Origin of the sequence: Nostoc sp. (assembly GCF_036917135.1) — a bacterium.
Classification (GTDB): Bacteria; Cyanobacteriota; Cyanobacteriia; order Cyanobacteriales; family Nostocaceae; genus Nostoc.
Genome location: NZ_JBALEA010000043.1, coordinates 1 through 18440 on the forward strand (window position 1 = coordinate 1; position 18440 = coordinate 18440).

The window sequence follows — 18440 nt, forward strand, 5'->3', positions numbered from 1 at the left end:
GAGTTTGAAACCTTCTATACCAAAAACATTTTGCTGAACGAGGGTATCCGCGCTTGGATGGCTCCTCAAGATCAACCCCACGAACAATTTGTATTTCCTGAGGAAGTTCTACCTCGTGGTAACGCTCTCTAACAATTAATAAAAGCCGACCATGCCTTGAATTAGGGTTGTGGTTGCGGAAAATTGACACCACCCAGATTATATAATCTCCTTGACATCAGCTAATAAAGTGTCAATATTCCCCATTCTCCAGTCATCTCCCGCCTTTTGGTGGGAGATTTTTTTTTTATATATGGATATGGTTAATATCTCTAAATTTATGTGTTATCTTAGATGAAGGTGATAAGCCCAGAGTAAAAACTCTGCCCTTTTAAAACTAAGACCGCTTAGGCAATAAGGAGGTGATGCCCATGATAGAAAGTAGTAAATGCATGGGTCATCAGGTTGCAGTTAGCCGGCTGTGTGCCGGGGCTGTTCTCTAAAAGTTAGCCTTAGTTATCTTTGAGATACTAAGTTAGCTCAAGTAGCTAGGCAAGCTAGGAGTTCCTCCCGGCAGTCTGGTTGCAACCTGAAGACCCGCTAGACCGCTCTGACTTAGATCAACCGATCTAAATCAGAGCGGATAGTTTTTTATGGGTGATTTTTGTTTTATCAATGGTTGTTTTGAAAATTTCGATCGCAATGGCTGGGTTGGGCAAAACTAAAGCGTTTAAGTTTTCTTAAAAAAAATATCTCGCATCAAACCTTGGGGTCTGATTCCGATGTGAGCAATAGCATCTATCCCCCAAGTGTGATTTAAATATGCACACATTATGTAATAGTACAGCACGGCGGAAATAAACCACCAATTCCAAATCAATGAAATGCTTACGCTACATTGATTTGGAATTTGGAATTTGGAATTACGCCCTGCGGTATTAGACTATCCTCCCCTACTTTTGTGTGGAGAAAAAAGGGGTTTGCCTTTTTCAGATGAAAAATGTAAGAGACATAACAGATATATAAGTAGGAATTTTTTGATATGACAAAACTACTCACTGAAGCCGATATTCAAGAACAGGCAAGAGTTCTGACAGATTGGACTGTTGAAGACTCCAAGTTGCAAATTACCCGCACATTCAAGGATTTTGTCGAAGCAATTGAGTTTGTCAATAAATTGGTGGAGCCGGCTGAGTCAGCAGGACATCATCCAGATATAGAGATTTCCTACAACAAAGTGAAGATCACACTCACAACACATGATGCAGGCGGGTTGACGCAACCAGACTTTGATGTGGCGGGGGCGATTTCCCAAATCAACTAAGTGATTTCTTCTGATATCTTGCATTAGACGACTGAAAATCACTAATACATAGACAAAACACACCTATCCTTTTCCTGGGAGAGATGTAGTCCGTAGCTTGCTTAAGAGTAAAGCTACGGGTTTTGCTTTGGATTATGCGGGTTTCCAAAACCTTGATTCCTAATTTTGTGTTTATCCAATAAAACCAGGCAAACTAAGCTACGAGAAGGCTTTGCCTACTTTTGTATCGCCAAGTTAGTGTGTTCTGATTGGCCTGGGATTTCTAATCATCGCCAAAGGGAACTGCAAGAAGCGATTTTGATGACAAGCTGCTAAGTGTCTAAAACTTTCCGCAATTTAGCCCAGTAGGAGCAAATGACCTCAACAGTACTCCCTGCTTAGATATTTAGACCATTAGGTGTGACAGTTGTTAAGGCGATCGCTCTAATCTTGCCATCTAGATCAGATGTTTTATAATGTTATGATATGAAGATATGTTTTTGCATAAGTTAATCCCATAGGTTTTTAACCCAAAGTTAATCGTTTATTAGCTTTGCAAAAACTAGAATTGTAGTAAGGACGACTATGCCTCATCCACAGGTTTCAATGGGATGTCGCATTTTTAAGAATTAGGTGCAATGAAGCCAATTGTCTAAACAAGGTGTGAGGAGTAAAGTAAAGATGTCTAATCTCTTGTGGAAATCCTTAGTGGTTAGCCCAGCAGTTTTGGGAGCAACATTGTTAGTTTCGACAACAGCAATTGCGGCTCCAAACACAACCACTCAAGTATCATCAGCTAAACAAGCGGGTGTAACAGAAGTTGCCCAACAGCCAGAAGTATTGGCTCAAACAACGATAGATCAAGTTAACCGCTACAGTAACGAAGGCAACCAAAATAACTCTCAGTCTCAAGTAACATCGGTTTCTCAGTTTTCCGACGTACAACCCACGGACTGGGCATTCCAAGCATTGCAGTCCTTGGTTGAGCGGTATGGTTGTATTGCAGGTTATCCCAATGCTACTTATCGCGGTAATCGTGCTTTGACTCGGTATGAATTTGCCGCCGGTTTGAACGCCTGTTTGGATCGCGTTAACGAATTGATTGCCACAGCAACAGCTGACTTGGTGACTAAACAAGATTTAGCTACCTTACAACGGTTGCAAGAAGAATTTTCCGCAGAATTGGCAACCCTACGCGGTCGCGTAGATTCCCTAGAAGCGCGGACTGCTGAGCTGGAAGCTAATCAGTTCTCCACTACCACTAAACTAGTCGGTGAAGCTATTTTTGGCGTTACTGATGTATTTGGTGGTAACAATGGTAACAATAATAATACTGTCTTCCAAGATCGGGTACGTTTAGACTTGCAAACCAGCTTTACTGGTAGAGACGTGTTACACACCCGTCTTGCTGCTGGTAATGCACAAAGCTTTGCACTAAATGGAAATAACGTTGGTGCTGAAGGTACACAAACATTTCAAGTTGGTAACACTGGTAGCAATGCTGTCAGTATAGACCGTTTGACTTATGAAGTTCCTATAGGCCCAGCCAACGTTTACATTGCAGCTAGTGGTGGACAACATAGCCACTATGCTGCTGTGAATAACCCTTACTTTTTTGATAAAACTGACGGTGGTAACGGTGCTTTATCTACCTTTGCTTCTGAAAGTCCCATCTATCGCATTGGTCGCGGTGCAGGTATAGCGGTCAATCTACCACTTGGTAAAGGTGGCGGCATCCTAGGAAATAGCTCAATCACTGCGGGTTACTTGGCATCGCAAGCTAATAATCCTGGTCTGAATACAGGTTTGACTAACGGCGACTATGCTGCTTTAGGACAGTTGAACTTTAGTGTTGGCGATCGCGTGGCTTTAGCTGCTACCTACGTTCACGGGTATAATGCCGCAGGTGGTTCATTGTTCAACTCAACTTCCACGACAAATGGAACTTTTGCAGTAGGTACTAATCAAGCTAACACTCTAATTAATGCATCTTCAAGTAATTCCTACGGTGTAGAGGCAGCTTTTAGACCCAGTGAAAAGCTATCAGTTAGTGGCTTCGTCTCTTACCACGAGGTCACTGGCTTCGGTGCAAATGATGACTTTAACGCTTGGAGCTACGGTCTTGGAGTAGCCTTACCTGATTTGGGTAAAAAGGGTAACGTTCTAGGTATTTTTGCTGGTGCAGAACCCTATTCTTTTAACCGAGTAGGTTTTACTGGTAATAATATACCTTATCACTTTGAAGGCTTCTACAAGTATCGCGTGTCAGATAACATCTCAATCACCCCTGGTGTAATTTGGTTGACTTCTCCTGGTCAGAGCAACACTAACGACGATGCAATTATCGGTACACTCAGAACAACTTTCACCTTCTAGAGTGTTGACTATTCACTGACAATTTGGAACTCTATTTTTCCCCGCCATCAGGCGGGGCTTTTTGTTGCCCATAGCAGCAACTAACAAACCCCAGTGGTTAGCCGGAGTATACTAGAAAAGTTGGGAGTTGTGAGTTATGGACGGTTTTCTCTTTTGAATTTGGGATTTTAGATTGAAGGAAAAATCTCAAATCCAAATTGAATAACTCCTAACTCCTAACTCCTACTTAACCCCTAACTTATTGCTGCTTGTGGAACTATCGTGTAAATCGGAATACGCAATTCTGGCATTATTAGAGATGGCCGCTCATTACGAAAATGGCGAACCGTTGCAAATTCGACAAATTGCAGCACGACAAAATATACCCGATCGCTATCTGGAACAGCTACTAGCAACCTTGAGGCGTGGGGGTATAGTTAAGAGTCAGCGCGGATCAAAAGGTGGCTATCTGTTAACGCGAGAACCTCGAAAAATCATCCTTTTTGAGATTTTGGAATGTTTAGAAGGGTTAGAGGCGCGGACTGGTGAAGAAAAGGTTAATTCCAAAACGGTAGACAGTTCGGTTATAGAAGAAATTTGGCAAGAAGCAAGTCGCGCGGCAAATTCGGTGTTGCAAAAATATACACTCCAGGATCTTTGTGAAAAACGAGATTCTCTGCGGCAGTTGGATATCATGTACTACATTTAGTCAAGAGTCATTAGTCATTGGTCATTTGTCATTTGTTGATGATTAATGACCAATGACTAATAACTAACGCTCTTTTATGACTATGGAGAGAGAATAATCCAGGCGATTAGAAATCGCGGCTACACAAACAAAGTCCCTTCGGGTTCGGGAGTTCGCAATCGACGGGAACCGCCATCGCTCTTAGCGTCTCCCCTTCTCCCAAAGGGAGAGGCTAGCGCCAAGGGAGAAGACTGCGACCCCCTCACCGCCTGCGTGGACTAACGTCAAAATAGGGTTTCAAATTTAATCTGACGAGAGTAAGAAAAGAGCGATAACTAATAACTAAGGATTAAATTATGCGAATAGCTCGTAACATTACAGAACTGGTTGGTCGTACACCCCTAGTGCAGTTAAACCGCATTCCTCAAACAGAAGGATGTGTTGCTCAAATTGTAGTGAAACTGGAAAGTATGAACCCATCGGCATCAGTTAAAGACCGCATTGGGGTAAGTATGATTAACGCCGCCGAAGAGGAGGGGCTGATTACTCCTGGGAAGACAATATTGGTAGAACCCACCTCTGGAAACACAGGAATTGCCTTAGCAATGGCAGCAGCAGCTAAGGGTTATCGATTAATTTTAACCATGCCAGAGACGATGAGTGGAGAGCGGCGGGCGATGTTGCGGGCTTATGGAGCAGAACTGGAATTAACGCCAGGTATGGAAGGCATGAGTGGGGCAATTCAGAGGGCGCAGCAGATGGTTAATACTACACCAAATACCTATATGTTGCAGCAGTTCCGCAATCCAGCCAATACAAAAGTGCATCGGGAAAGTACAGCTGTTGAAATCTGGGAAGATACCGATGGACAAGTAGATATAATTGTGGCGGGAGTGGGCACAGGTGGTACGATCAGTGGTGTAGCAGAAGTAATTAAAGCACACAAGCCTAGTTCTAAGGCGATCGCAGTTGAACCAGCCAATAGCCCAGTTTTATCTGGGGGACGACCAGGGCCACACAAAATCCAGGGAATTGGTGCTGGGTTTATTCCCCAAGTATTAAAGATAAAATTGATTGATGAAGTGATTACCGTCACCGATGAAGAAGCGATCGGTTATAGTCGGCGTTTGGCAAAAGATGAAGGACTACTATCTGGGATTTCCAGTGGAGCCGCTTTATGTGCAGCAATTCGCGTTGGCCAACGTCAAGAAAACAAAGGGCGTTTAATTGTGATGATTCAGCCCAGTTTTGGTGAGAGGTATTTGAGTACACCGTTGTTCCAAGATTTGGAGGCAAGGTTAGCCGCTAGCGTTAGCTAACGATACATTGAATTAATGGTCAATTATAAGCACGTTTCTAACCATTACGAAACTCTCAAAGTTAGTCCAAGTGCCAGCCAAACGGAGATTAAGCAAGCTTATCGCCGCTTGGTTAAGTTGTTTCATCCTGACAGTAATCAGGAAAGTGCCGATCACGAGCAGATAATCCGCATCAATGCAGCTTATGAGGTTTTAGGCGATAACCAAAATCGCCGTAATTATGACCAACAACTGCAAGATCACTCTCAACAATTAAATAGCGATCGCCAACAGCGTACAGCATCAGCGCAAAAGCATTACCAGACAAGAAGAAAAACCGGACGGGATGTTGACGAACAAGTTGAAGAATGGCTACGTCAAGTTTACCAACCAGTTAATCGCTTGCTTTGTAACATTCTTTATTCGTTAGAAGAACAAATGGATCAATTAGCCGCCGATCCCTTTGATGATGAGTTGTTAGATGAATTTCAGGAATATTTAAAAACCTGTCGAGATGACCTCAAGCAGGCACAAATTACTTTTCGTTCCCTACCGAATCCCCCTAGTTTAGCAAGAACAGCCGCTCACCTTTACTACAGTCTCGATCAAGTAGCAGATGGACTCGATGAATTAGGTTATTTTCCTTTGAACTACGATGAGCGTTATTTACACACTGGTCAAGAATTGTTCCGCATAGCCACGGGATTACACTGTGAGGCACAAGCGTCTGTTATATAGTGGGGCAGGGGAGGGGTCAGGGCATGGGTCAATTTCAACTGGATGTCAAAGAAGCAATGACTAATGACTAATACTTCGGCTTACCTCGGCTCCGCCCTTCGGCTACGCTCAGGACAGGCTCGGCACAAGTCGCTCAGTACAAGTGACCAATGACTAATGACTAATGACAAAGAAATTAGTTTATGCTGGAAGCAGAGAAAGATTAAGAAATTTTAAATTCTGCTCATAGTGTACTCATGCAATGCATTGTTAATCGCCGCGCCCAGTTTTCAGCAAGTCATCGTTATTGGTTGCCAGAACTGAGTGAAGCCGAGAATATTGAGAAATTTGGTGCTTGCTCTAAGTTTCCGGGACACGGACATAATTATGTTTTATTCATCTCTCTAGCCGGGGAATTGGATGAATATGGCATGGTGCTGAACTTGTCTGATGTGAAACACGTAATTAAACAGGAAGTTACCAGTCAATTGGACTTCTCTTATATCAACGATGTATGGGCAGAATTTCAACAAACTCTGCCCACTACTGAGAATATTGCACGGATTATCTGGCAGAAACTAGCACCACACTTGCCTCTAGTCCGTGTGCAGTTATTTGAACATCCTGAACTTTGGGCAGATTATATGGGAAACGCAATGGAAGCCTACCTCACCATCAGTACTCACTTTAGCGCCGCCCATCGGCTAGCTCATCCTCATCTCAGTAATGAAGAAAACGCTGAGATTTATGGTAAGTGCGCTCGTCCCCACGGTCACGGACACAATTATCATTTAGAAGTCACTGTTAAAGGGAAAATTGACCCACGTACTGGCATGATTATTGATTTAGTTGCTCTAAATCAAGCTGTAGAAGATTATGTGGTAGAGCCATTCGATCACACCTTTTTAAACAAAGACATTTCTTACTTTGCCGAAGTTGTGCCCACTGCTGAGAATATCGCACTTTACATTAGTAATTTACTGCGATCGCCTATTCAGGAATTGGGAGCTAAACTTTACAAAGTAAAACTGATTGAAAGTCCCAATAACTCCTGCGAAATCTACTGCACGGAGTCAGAATCAGAGTCAGTCAGCCCAGCCGTGAATCAGCCAGTGCTAGCACGAGTTTAGAGGTACTTGAAAAGGCATAGGACATAACGCCATGTTCAACTTTCTTTCAAACCTAACCCCCAAACCCTTCCCTACGTTCGCGCAGCGTCTCGTTGGCGTAGCCTCTCGCAGAGAAGAGAGGGAAGGGGAGCAAGAATCAAAGCCTCTCTCCCTGTGGGGGAGAGGAATGGAAGTGGGGTTCTAAGAATAAGTTGCACATCGCTTGATATAGGGAATTGATATCACCCCCATGCCCAATGCCCAATACTTCTCTACGAGAGGCTGCGCCAACGGCTCCGCTCAGTACAAGTGCCCAGCTAGAAAAGTTTACTAACTAAACAGTTAAAACCAGGTAGCAAAGGACTTGTCAGTTCATCTTGACTAAATAAAGTAGCTGCTAGCTTTAATGCAGCCTGTTCACGACGATAAACTTCAACTTTCTTCTGTATAGAATCACAAATCCAATATTCTTGAACCCCTTGCACTGAGTACAGCTTTAGCTTTGTTTCCTTATCACGTTTCTTGTTTTTTTCACCAGGTGACAGAACCTCTACGACTAACTCAGGTGCGCCCGTCAGGTGTCCAGCCTCATCTAGCAAGTTTTTTAAGCGTTCATGACTTGCCCATACCACATCAGGGATCACATTGTCAGAATCTGAGAAAATAATTCCAGGTGCGATCGCAGCTTTACCCAGACCAGTTTCATCTGACCAATTGTTAAGAACTGTAACAATCTTGCCACAACTTGATTGATGATCCCAACTAGGTGATTTAGTCACAAATAGCTCTCCATCAATAATCTCATAGCGATTTCTGCGATCGCTAGCAAATAGCTCTAAGTCAGCAGTCGTCCAACGCACTGGAGTTGTTTGCATAGAAACCCCCTAGCATTTTCTTAAATCATATTTTAAAAATACCGACGACGGGCGGAATGTCGCAAATAGCGATAAATGCCCCAAGCTAAAACTCCGAAAAAGAGATTTAGTAAAAAGCGACTAAATATAAACCACAAAATATAAGTGTCAAAAAGCTTCGACGGACTCAAAGGACTAATTTTACTGGCTAAGAGAAACAGACCAAAAATCGCATTTCCACCCAGCACGAGGGCAAATAGCACTAAACTTCTCTGCCAGTAACGGCGCTGGATTGTACGGTCGCAAATCAGGGTAATTACAGCTTTACCTTGCACTTTTCGCAGTAATTGTTCTAATCGCCAAAACATCCACAACAGAAATGGAAACAAACTATAACTCAGCAAACGTAGGGGTAATGAGTAACCCCAAGCACTAGATAAGACATTAACTAGGGCGTGACAGATTACAGAATTTAGCCAAGCCCTAAAAATGAAGTTCTTGTCTCGATTTAACCGAGTATGGGAAGAAATATAAATTCCCAAAGCATATCCCCAAGGCGCAGAGAACATAGCATGGACTGGGGTGCCAATAGTTCGATCAAGAATTGATGCAGTACCGTGGAAAAGGTAAATCCAATTCTCTTCGGCAGTGAATCCAAGGGCAACGGCGATGGTGAAGAGGAAAACCGTAGACTGAAGTAATCGATACCTGCGTTGTAGATAGCAGGTTGGGACAACAACTGCTGCAAATTTGCAGCCTTCTTCAATTAAACCTACTTCCACAAGCTGCCGCAAGGCTATACCAGGAAGCCAACGTTTGATTTGTTGCCAGTCTATAAAAGAGTTGGCTACAGTTTCAAAAACCCATTCGAGGCTAAGGGCTAAGATCCCCGATATTGCCCCGATGATAAAGAACATGAGTAACTTTAACAGAGGTGGGGCAAATGGCACTCGGCAATAGTAGTAGCCTAGCAGCAGCAACGGTGGTATCCCTGCCCACAACAGTAGAGATAAATCAACCACTCACCTGAGCAATTACTGTGCGGTGACGGTGGGTATTGTTGGTGATAGTGGGAGTTTGGAAACCAGCGTCAACAATAGCTTGCTCAATGTCCAAAGCGAAATATTCATCTAAATAGGGTTCAGTACTTTTGAGCAATGTCAAAATGTAAGGCGGCATTTTCTGGTAAATTTCAGATTTGGGATTCATATCCATGATTGCCAAGTAGCCACCGGGACGCAGCACGCGCCGCATTTCAGCTAAAATCTGTCGGGTTGGGGATTGGGGTAATTCGTGGCACGTCAGGAAAATGGAAACTAAATCAAAAGAGGCATCAGGTAGCCCGGTAGATTCAGCTTGGGCATGAAGCCAGTTTATTTTAGCTTGGCGTTGCTGGGCGCGGTAATTGGCAACAGCTAAAAAGTAGGGAGATAAGTCTAAGCCTGTAATTTTGGCATGGGGATAAACTGCTTGTAGGGCAAAACTACTCAAGCCAACACTACAGCCTACATCTAAGATGTCTTGCGGCTCGTTGGGGATTTGATTTTTCACGATATTGTGGTAGCTTTCGCGTAGCTTGCGATCGCCTTGGGCTTCTTCAGTGCCCTGCCAAATCTTAGCGTGGACAGCATAAGCAGCAGGTTCTACCTCAAAAGCGGCTTGCCAACTGAGATTTCCGGTTTCGTAGGCATGGAATGAGGTGACGTAGTAATCGGGGTAGGAAAGCTGAGGATTTTCTACTTGAGCTAAATCGGCCTTCCAATCAAGCGCCTGTAGTGTTTCGACTTCTTGTGTCCAAGGCACACCAATTCTTTCGGCACGTTTAATCATCATTTGTCTAGCTTGATGCTTGGCTAGATTAGCTAAAGGCTGGATTGCCAGTATGCCATTCACCAAGCGGGAAGCTAAACCAGGATTCGTTTTTACAGCAGCAGTCATAAATCAATTTGCATTTGAAGAGCCTTTTCTACTTATGACATAGTTGCTAGAGGCCAGTCTAGATGCAAATTGAAAAACATTCTGGGGATGAGGGAGATGAGGTAAATAAGTAATGAGTGATAAGTAATGAGTAATAAGTTTTACTTCTTACTTCTTACTTCTTACTCATTACTCATTACTCATTACTTATTACTTCTTAGTTACAAGAAAAGCCGTCATAGAACGACGGGGCTTTAAACCCAATTTTTCGGTAATTATTGATTCTCCCCCATGCCCCATGCCCTATTTTGCAATAGGCTTGAGAGCTAACAACATCTCTAATTGACTGGTGGATTTATCGGCGCTAGTGGCGGTAATACCAAAACCACGAATGGAACTCAGGATGGTGATGGTATCGGCGTTAGATGAAATAAAACTATTGATCAGGGGCACAGTTTTAGTTTTATCCATATCCAGGTAAAAATAGCCACCGTTGGGCTTTTGCAAAGAACCCGTAACGGCTTTGAAGGTGTCGCTATTGTCAAGAGATGAATTTTTACGATCGCTAACTGCCTCAGCAATTGGGCCACCAAGAGCTACAAATACTGTATCTTGATCTAGCCAACCATGTGCCAATAAAGCTCCTTGTTGAGGGATTTGCCATTCGGTTACGTCTTTACCGCCGATATTTCTGTTGGCGACGTTGATTCGTTGGGTTTTGGCGATGGTATCCAATTTTGTGAAGGTGGCTTCGGCAGTTTTGCGATCGCTAGTATCAAATACTAAAGCACCTCCAAAACCAACACTCGCTAATACCCCTTGATTTGATGGAATCGCACCAAAGGCAAATTCCCCATTCATCCAGCCAAAAATATCCTTATCCAGGTCTATATTGGCAATTTTCACTTGTCCTCGCGCTTGTTCTAGAGCTTGCTTCATTTCTGGATAATCTTTTGACTGTTCTACTAGCGCTTCCCAGCCCCGGCTGATGCCATTGCCGCTAATCAGAGCAAAGGTATCAGCCGGAAATTGCCCGACTATATTGCCAGGACTTGATTGATACTGAAATTTATTTAGTTGCGGATCTAAATTAGCGATCGCTTTTAACCGCAATCCTGCATCATCAACACCAACACCCGCCACCACAGATTTTATCTGCTTCAATTGTGCCAAGCTTTGTGGTGGTAACTGCTTTCCCTGCGGATTTCCGGCGACTAATTGTTGTACCATCCCGGCATAGTCTGGTACATAAATTTGAGCAAGGCTGTTTTTGACATCCACTCCTTTAAGAGTGCTGCTGGCACCTTCTTTACTGGCAAAAGAAGATTGTCCCTTAAATGTGTCAATTGCTTTTTCTACAGCTTGCTTTTCGGGGGCTAATACCAAGTGACTATTATTTAAAACTACGCTGTAGCTCGGCTTGCCATTTTGTGTAGCTTCGACAATTTTTTCACCTTGATAATCAGATTCCTGTAATTTCACCCCTTTTTGGGACTTCAATTTGTTAGCAAAATTTAAGGCACTGAGTTTGTCCTTAATTCCCACCACGATCAGGATATTCGGTTCCTGTTGTACATTTGTTGGTACATTAGGTGTCCCAGAGGGCGTGTTGAACTGTGCTGGTTTCACCGGATTTGGTGGCAACACAGCAATCATCACACCACCAACCCAAGGCTTTATGTCTTTTTCATAAGAAACGTTACCGTCACTGAACATTTGCTTATTAAAATCTTCCAGATTTTTTGCCACTAACTTTTGTGCTTCTGGAGTGCCAAACTGTTGTAACTTTGCCCAAGCTTGGGGATCAGTAGTAATATAAGCTGCCATCAATGCTGTTGAAGGTACTAGTTTCGCACTGCCTAGAGCGTCTGAGCTACCTCCTGATGGACCTTTCAAATACGTATAGGCTGCTATACTTCCTGCTACAACTACAACTACAGCAGCACCAACAGCAGGGATGAGAAACTTTGATTTACTTTCAGACATTTTATTATCCTCTTTTGGTCAGATTGTCACCGAGATTTATACAAGTGTCATTGTAGAGTTTTCGGATTTATTAATAATTTCCGCTCATTGATCGGTATTTACTGATAAAATTAGTAGTCCTATAGGTTAGCGGTCTAATAATTACTCTCAAAAATACTTCAAAGCGATGATCAGCAAATCCGCAAATGATCTGCTGTTCATCTCAAACAAAATAGCCTAATCAGCAGCAGCAAGCTATCCTAAGTTATAAGAATAATTAGGAGTATTTCTACTTAATGAGAATCTATCGAGGTGCAAGAGACTCTTGAACCGATGACAAAAAAGTGCAAAATATCAGGAAAAGTAAATGCGGGAGGGATATGGAAAAAAGTCCCAGGATCGGCTGCCGATCTTCGGAAGTTCGGGTGAGATTAATTTCAATCCCCCAATCCCAAAGGTGAGTTTTCACCTGATACTACCCTGTTGATATGGGAAATACAGACACCGCTATTTTACTTAACAACATCCAGCCAAGCCAGACTTTTCAGGATTACAAGGTCAGTAAGGATCAATGTCGAAGTCTTATTTTGATACAGATAATAACACACACAAACCTTTTGAGTTACCGGGAGCAAGACCACACTACAACCCCGATCGCCCCGGACAAGTAGAGCATATTTTTCTCGATCTCAGCTTGGATATTCCCAAGCAAAGCTATCAGGGCACTTGTAGCATTCGCCTCTTACCAATCCGTAATGGCATTGATCGTTTGACTTTGGATGCTGTCAACCTGAATATCGAGTCTGTGCAGGTGGACGAGATCCCAGAAAATTTTGACTATGACGGGGAACAGCTTTCTATCCAACTTTCTGAGGCAACCCAAATTGGTAAAAGCTTGCTAATTGCGATCGCCTACTCGGTGGCAAAACCCCAACGCGGCATTTACTTTATTCAACCAGACAAGCACTACCCAAACAAGCCCACCCAAGTTTGGACTCAGGGAGAAGACGAAGACTCTCGCTTTTGGTTCCCCTGCTTTGACTATCCGGGACAACTTTCTACTTCCGAAATTCGCGTCCGCGTTCCCAACCCTCTGGTAGCTATTTCCAATGGCGAATTGATCAACACTACAGAAGATGGTGATTACAAAATCTACCATTGGTCACAGCAACAAGTTCATCCTACTTACTTGATGACTTTGGCAGTAGGTGATTTTGCTGAAATTCGGGATGAGTGGAACGGAAAACCAGTTACCTACTATGTAGAAAAGGGAAGGGAGGAAGATGCTAAACGCAGCATGGGCAAAACTCCCCGGATGATCGAATTTTTGAGCCAAAAGTATGGTTATCTCTATGCTTTTCCGAAATACGCCCAAGTTTGCGTCGATGACTTCATCTTTGGCGGGATGGAAAACACTTCCACAACCCTGTTAACAGATAGATGTTTGCTGGATGAACGCGCCGCCTTAGATAACCGCAATACCGAAGCTTTAGTCGTCCACGAACTCGCGCACCAGTGGTTTGGTGATTTGGTGGTGATTAAGCATTGGTCTCATGCTTGGATTAAAGAAGGGATGGCTTCTTATTCTGAGGTGATGTGGACAGAACAGGAATATAGTCAAGAAGAAGCAGCTTACTATCGTTTACTAGAAGCTCGTCGTTACTTAAGTGAAGATAGCAGCCGTTATCGCCGGCCAATGGTAACACACGTTTACCGAGAAGCTATTGAACTTTACGATCGCCACATCTATGAAAAAGGGTCTTGTGTTTATCACATGATTCGCGCCCAATTGGGAGATGAATTGTTTTGGCAAGCTATCCAAACATTTGTCCAAGATAATGCCCACAAAACCGTAGAAACAATAGACTTACTCAGGGCGATTGAAAAGGCAACGGGACGTAATCTTTTGTTCCTCTTTGACCAATACGTTTATCGTGGTGGTCATCCCGATTTTAAAGTGGCTTACTCTTGGGATGGAGATGCTAATTTAGCAAAAATTACGGTAACTCAAACCCAAGCTGCTGAAGGCAAAAATAGCAGTAAGGATTTGTTTGATTTAAAAATACCTGTTGGTTTTGGCTATACCCAACAGGAAGAAGTCAAGAGTAAGGAGTTAGAAGTTAAAAAGAATTCCAAACTCATAACTCGTAACTCACAACTCAAAACTTTCACCGTGCGGGTGAATGAACGGGAACAAAGCTTCTACTTTCCCCTAGAGAATAAGCCCCAATTTATCAGCTTTGATGTTGGAAATAATTATCTAAAAACAGTAGCTTTAGAGTATCCAATAGCGGAGTTAAAAGCACAGTTAGAATTTGATCCCGATCCGATTTCGCGTATTTATGCAGCAGCAGCTTTGGCGAAAAAAGGCGGGTTAGAAGCGACTATTGCACTTTCTACGTCGCTAAAAAATGACCCATTGTGGGGTGTGCGTGTGGAAGCAGCGAAACAACTAGTCCAGATTAATTTAGATCAAGCCTTTGATGGTTTAGTTGCTGGGTTAAAAGATAAAAATGCTTACGTGCGACGATCTGTAGTGGAAGCACTTGCTCAAATCAAAACTGCTGAAAGCTATAAAGTTGTGAGAGGAGTAGTGCAAAAGGGCGATCCTAGCTACTACGTAGAAGCAGCCGCATCTCGTGTAATTGGGGCGATTGCATCAGCAAACTTGGAAGAAAAACCCAAGGAAGACAAAGTATTAAAGCAGCTGAAATCCGTTTTAGAAGAAAAGGCGGGTTGGAATGAAGTGGTGCGGAGTGGTGCAGTTGCTGGTTTAGCTGAATTCAAAACCTCAGAAGCAGCTTTAAATATACTGATCGAATACACCAAACTCGGTGTCCCACAACCCCTACGTTTAGCGACAATTCGCGCTTTAGGAAAGATTTCTGTAGGCCAAAGTCCGGCTAATTTAGAACAGATTTTAGAAAAATTAACAGAACTAGCCAAAGAAACCTTCTTTTTAACCCAAGTAGCCGTAGCCACAGCCTTAGGACAAATGGAAACACCTAAAGCAGTGGGGATTTTGCGATCGCTAATTGACCAAACAGCCGATGGGCGTGTACGTCGCTATGCTGAAGAAGAAATTTCCAAGGTGCAAAATAACATTGGTTCAGAAAAAAACCTGCGTCAATTGCGTGAAGATTTCGACCAACTCAAACAACAAAATCAGGAATTGAGAAGCCGTTTAGAAAACTTGGAGGCCAAATCTAAATAGCACTACATGATAATTAAAAGTAGGTAATTGGTAATTGTGGCAAAACTACTACCAATTACTAAAGTTATACTTGCGGCTGTAATTTTTATCGTGGACACAAAGAATATTTTATTTTCCGCTTAAATTGCAGTGTGTAAATAAACATACTACCAAGATCCCCGACTTCTGTGAGAAGTCGGGGATCTCTGTTGTGAGGGGTTACTGAGTTCTCATCTCCTGATCAAACTTGCATATATAGGTAAATATTTATATTTATCTCAAGTAAAGTTAAGAAAAGATAAAATCATCTGAAAGTTGGATAATTAGTTGTAGTTTTATAAAGTATAATTAAGAAAAAGATAAACAAATCTAGGCAGTAATACAAGCTAAAATCGCTTCCAACAGTAGCCTTAAAAGGGTAAAGTTCTAGTTGTTTTAGATAAAATACTACCGCTATCTTGAACTTGCAACTAAATTGTGGGTCAGGAGAAAAAAATCATGGTAAATTTTTGAGTTGAAGAGGCAAAAAAAAGGCGTGGGTCAGTATCAACCTGCTCAACTAAAACTCTATAATCCAGATGCGATCGCTCGCTACTATAGTTACCGTCCTTGGCTAGCCTGGGGGCGACTGCTGAGAATTATCTCCTCCTTTGCAGGATTTATACTCAATCTGAAGTGGGACGAATGGCAAGATAAAGTTGAGCAGAACAAGGGTAAACGAGCGATCCAGTTGCGAGAAATGCTCACCCGCCTCGGCCCGACTTTTATTAAAGTTGGTCAAGCCCTCTCCACCAGACCAGACCTGATACGCAAAGATTTCTTAGAAGAACTGATCAAGTTACAAGACCAGTTACCACCTTTCGATAATGCGATCGCTTACCAGATTATCGAAACTGAACTAGACCGTCCAATTCACGCCAGCTTTAGCGAACTATCAGCTAAACCAGTAGCTGCTGCTAGCTTGGGACAAGTATACCGAGGTCGTCTAGTGAGTGGCGAAGAAGTCGCTGTAAAGGTGCAACGCCCCAACTTGCACCCAGTAATCACCCGCGACCTATATCTGATGCGTTGGGCAGCCGGTTGGCTAGCACCTTGGTTGCCTTTAAATCTCGGTCACGATCTAACTTTAATTGTGGACGAGTTTGGTACGAAGTTATTTGAAGAAATTGACTATATTAATGAAGGCCGCAACGCCGAAAAATTTGCTAGCGACTTCCGCAACGACCCGCAAATAAAAGTTCCAGGTATTTACTGGCGTTACACTAATACCCACGTTTTAACCCTGGAATGGATTGATGGGTTTAAGCTGACAGACACTCAAAGTATCCGCCAAGCAGGTTTAGACCCAGAAGCAATCATCCAAATAGGCGTTACCTCAGGATTGCAACAGCTGTTAGAAAATGGCTTCTTCCATGCTGACCCCCATCCCGGCAATTTACTTGCCGTGCCCGATGGTCGGATGGCTTATATTGACTTCGGCATGATGGATCAATTGGAGGAAAGCACCAAAGAAGCACTTGTGGATGCCCTAGTGCATTTGGTGAATAAAGACTACACCGACTTAGCCGAAGACTTTGTAAAATTAGGGTTTCTGACTCCAGACACGAATATTTGCCCCATAGTGCCAGCATTAGAAGCAGTGCTAGGAAACGCTATTGGCAAAAATGTCAAGGATTTTAACTTCAAAACTATTACCGATGAATTTTCGGAACTGATGTATGAATATCCTTTCCGAGTGCCGGCAAAGTTTGCCTTGATTATTCGTTCCCTCATTACCCAAGAAGGAATTGCCCTTACCCTCAACCCGAATTTCAAAATCGTGGAAGTGGGTTATCCCTACATAGCACGGCGGTTGCTGACAGGAGAATCACCCGAATTGCGGCGACGATTATTGAATGTGTTGTTCAAAGATGGTAAATTTCAGTGGCAGCGTTTAGAAAATTTAATCGCGATCGCTCGTACCGATAGCAACTTTGATGTATTGCCCACAGCCCAGATGGGGTTTCAATATTTAATGTCCGAAGAAGGCAAATTTCTGCGGCGTCAGTTGGTGCTTGCTCTCACCGAAGATGATCGCCTCCACACCGAAGATGTTCAACGGGTGTGGAACCTGATTAAAGATGACTTAAAACCGGATCGTTTATTAAATGTAGCGATCGGCATTTTAACAGAGTTATCCAGAGAAGGTGCAGCTGCTATCCTGCCAAAAGCAACATCACTTGGGGCTTTTGCAGACAACCAGTCAACAAATAAAAAGTAAAAAATCTTTAATATCAATTAGGAGTTTTGATGTACTATTTTCCTCTACAGCCACCTTACTTCCTATTACTTGTTGGCTTTTTGGCAGCATTAACATCTGGTTTGGCATTATCTGGTACATTGAAAGTAATTGTGCAGAAATGGCCAAGCGAACGTACAGAAAATACTAAACCGCGTTCATCACTGAAACAACTGCTTGTGCCATTTATCGGTATAACTGCTGGTACTTGTGTATTTCTCTCTTCAGGCTTAGAGATATTTGGCTTTCCCTCCTCCTTGGCTTTAGGAGTCGGTTTACCAATTAGTCTGTTTACTTGTTTATTAGTTTGGTTGCAGCTGGGAAGTATGATGACCTTTATAGAACGCGAAGGCATGCAATCTTTAGATTTAGATTCTTTTTCTTAAATATATAGCAATCCTAAATCATTCCTGAACAACTAGATCCCCGATTTATCTAAGAAGTCGGGGATCTGAGTCTTGTGATTTTCACAAATCAAATAAGATTGCTATAGAAAGCTTCAGCAACATACAAATTAACGTAAATCTTTATAGCGGTTCTCGTTTACGTGAGGTACACCCGTAGGGGCACGGCACTGCCGTGCCCCTACACCTGGTGATTTAATCTTGTACCGCATCTGAATGGGAACCGCTATACCGCGAGGAAATTATTTCCTCGCGGTTAATACTTATTTTTTACTGAAATTTCACAAATAATATCTAATCGCGTTAAAATTACGTGCGTAGACTGTAGTATCTCTGCTCAAAGAATAGTCAGGAATACTCACCCTTGTACGATTTTTCGT

General features: G+C 42.8%; 13 protein-coding genes and 1 pseudogene. 10 read left to right on the forward strand and 4 right to left on the reverse strand.

Translation table 11 applies throughout. From position 1 onward, the window contains the following. The 7 genes and pseudogenes from V7K50_RS13115 to V7K50_RS13145 all read left to right on the forward strand — a co-directional run. A pseudogene (locus V7K50_RS13115) lies at positions 1-132 on the forward strand (photosystem II D2 protein (photosystem q(a) protein)); the annotation flags it as partial. An 889-nt stretch (positions 133-1021) separates the two neighbouring features. After that, complete coding sequence (locus V7K50_RS13120) at positions 1022-1303, forward strand: 4a-hydroxytetrahydrobiopterin dehydratase (RefSeq protein ID WP_334960580.1); 282 nt, start codon at positions 1022-1024, stop codon at positions 1301-1303. A gap of 660 nt (positions 1304-1963) precedes the next feature. Beyond that, positions 1964-3658 (forward strand): iron uptake porin, encoded by a 1695-nt coding sequence (locus V7K50_RS13125; protein ID WP_334960582.1) that lies wholly within the window; start codon positions 1964-1966, stop codon positions 3656-3658. Positions 3659-3908: 250 nt separating this feature from the next. Continuing rightward, positions 3909-4346, forward strand: a complete 438-nt coding sequence (locus V7K50_RS13130; protein ID WP_334960584.1) for an Rrf2 family transcriptional regulator — start codon at positions 3909-3911, stop codon at positions 4344-4346. A gap of 335 nt (positions 4347-4681) precedes the next feature. Continuing rightward, positions 4682-5644 (forward strand): cysteine synthase A, encoded by a 963-nt coding sequence (gene cysK, locus V7K50_RS13135; RefSeq protein ID WP_334960586.1) that lies wholly within the window; start codon positions 4682-4684, stop codon positions 5642-5644. A gap of 15 nt (positions 5645-5659) precedes the next feature. Then, a complete protein-coding gene (locus V7K50_RS13140; RefSeq protein WP_334960588.1) occupies positions 5660-6361 on the forward strand; it encodes a J domain-containing protein in 702 nt (233 codons plus the stop codon). A gap of 236 nt (positions 6362-6597) precedes the next feature. Next, complete coding sequence (locus V7K50_RS13145; protein ID WP_334960590.1) at positions 6598-7470, forward strand: 6-carboxytetrahydropterin synthase; 873 nt, start codon at positions 6598-6600, stop codon at positions 7468-7470. Between the two features lie 296 nt (positions 7471-7766). On the opposite strand, the gene V7K50_RS13150 is transcribed toward V7K50_RS13145, so the two are convergent. The 4 genes from V7K50_RS13150 to V7K50_RS13165 form a co-directional block, all read right to left on the reverse strand. Next, the gene (locus V7K50_RS13150) at positions 7767-8324 is read right to left on the reverse strand and encodes a Uma2 family endonuclease (RefSeq protein WP_334960592.1); all 558 of its coding nucleotides are present in this window, start codon (positions 8322-8324) and stop codon (positions 7767-7769) included. Between the two features lie 32 nt (positions 8325-8356). Continuing rightward, entirely contained in the window at positions 8357-9325 is a 969-nt protein-coding gene (locus V7K50_RS13155) for a PrsW family intramembrane metalloprotease (protein WP_334960594.1), read from the reverse strand. Further along, positions 9318-10241, reverse strand: a complete 924-nt coding sequence (locus V7K50_RS13160) for a class I SAM-dependent methyltransferase (protein ID WP_334960596.1) — start codon at positions 10239-10241, stop codon at positions 9318-9320. The genes V7K50_RS13155 and V7K50_RS13160 overlap by 8 nt, the downstream gene beginning before the upstream one ends. A 282-nt stretch (positions 10242-10523) precedes the next feature. After that, complete coding sequence (locus V7K50_RS13165; protein WP_334960598.1) at positions 10524-12206, reverse strand: DUF3352 domain-containing protein; 1683 nt, start codon at positions 12204-12206, stop codon at positions 10524-10526. A 550-nt stretch (positions 12207-12756) separates the two neighbouring features. Between V7K50_RS13165 and V7K50_RS13170 the strand changes: the two genes are divergently transcribed. The 3 genes from V7K50_RS13170 to V7K50_RS13180 all read left to right on the forward strand — a co-directional run bounded on the left by V7K50_RS13170 (position 12757) and on the right by V7K50_RS13180 (position 18042). Continuing rightward, a complete protein-coding gene (locus V7K50_RS13170) occupies positions 12757-15399 on the forward strand; it encodes a M1 family metallopeptidase (protein ID WP_334960600.1) in 2643 nt (880 codons plus the stop codon). Between the two features lie 514 nt (positions 15400-15913). Then, entirely contained in the window at positions 15914-17638 is a 1725-nt protein-coding gene (locus V7K50_RS13175; RefSeq protein WP_334960602.1) for an ABC1 kinase family protein, read from the forward strand. A gap of 29 nt (positions 17639-17667) precedes the next feature. Then, positions 17668-18042, forward strand: coding sequence for a hypothetical protein (locus V7K50_RS13180; RefSeq protein WP_334960604.1), 375 nt, complete (start codon positions 17668-17670; stop codon positions 18040-18042). Positions 18043-18440: the final 398 nt, after the last annotated feature.

Coding starts and splice junctions, on each gene's coding strand:
- V7K50_RS13170 (WP_334960600.1), top strand. CDS start 12,757: ATGTCGAAGTCTTATTTTGATACAGATAATAACACACACAAACCTTTT.
- V7K50_RS13180 (WP_334960604.1), top strand. CDS start 17,668: ATGTACTATTTTCCTCTACAGCCACCTTACTTCCTATTACTTGTTGGC.
- V7K50_RS13165 (WP_334960598.1), bottom strand. CDS start 12,206: ATGTCTGAAAGTAAATCAAAGTTTCTCATCCCTGCTGTTGGTGCTGCT.
- V7K50_RS13145 (WP_334960590.1), top strand. CDS start 6,598: ATGCAATGCATTGTTAATCGCCGCGCCCAGTTTTCAGCAAGTCATCGT.
- V7K50_RS13120 (WP_334960580.1), top strand. CDS start 1,022: ATGACAAAACTACTCACTGAAGCCGATATTCAAGAACAGGCAAGAGTT.
- V7K50_RS13160 (WP_334960596.1), bottom strand. CDS start 10,241: ATGACTGCTGCTGTAAAAACGAATCCTGGTTTAGCTTCCCGCTTGGTG.
- V7K50_RS13125 (WP_334960582.1), top strand. CDS start 1,964: ATGTCTAATCTCTTGTGGAAATCCTTAGTGGTTAGCCCAGCAGTTTTG.
- V7K50_RS13150 (WP_334960592.1), bottom strand. CDS start 8,324: ATGCAAACAACTCCAGTGCGTTGGACGACTGCTGACTTAGAGCTATTT.
- cysK (WP_334960586.1), top strand. CDS start 4,682: ATGCGAATAGCTCGTAACATTACAGAACTGGTTGGTCGTACACCCCTA.
- V7K50_RS13140 (WP_334960588.1), top strand. CDS start 5,660: ATGGTCAATTATAAGCACGTTTCTAACCATTACGAAACTCTCAAAGTT.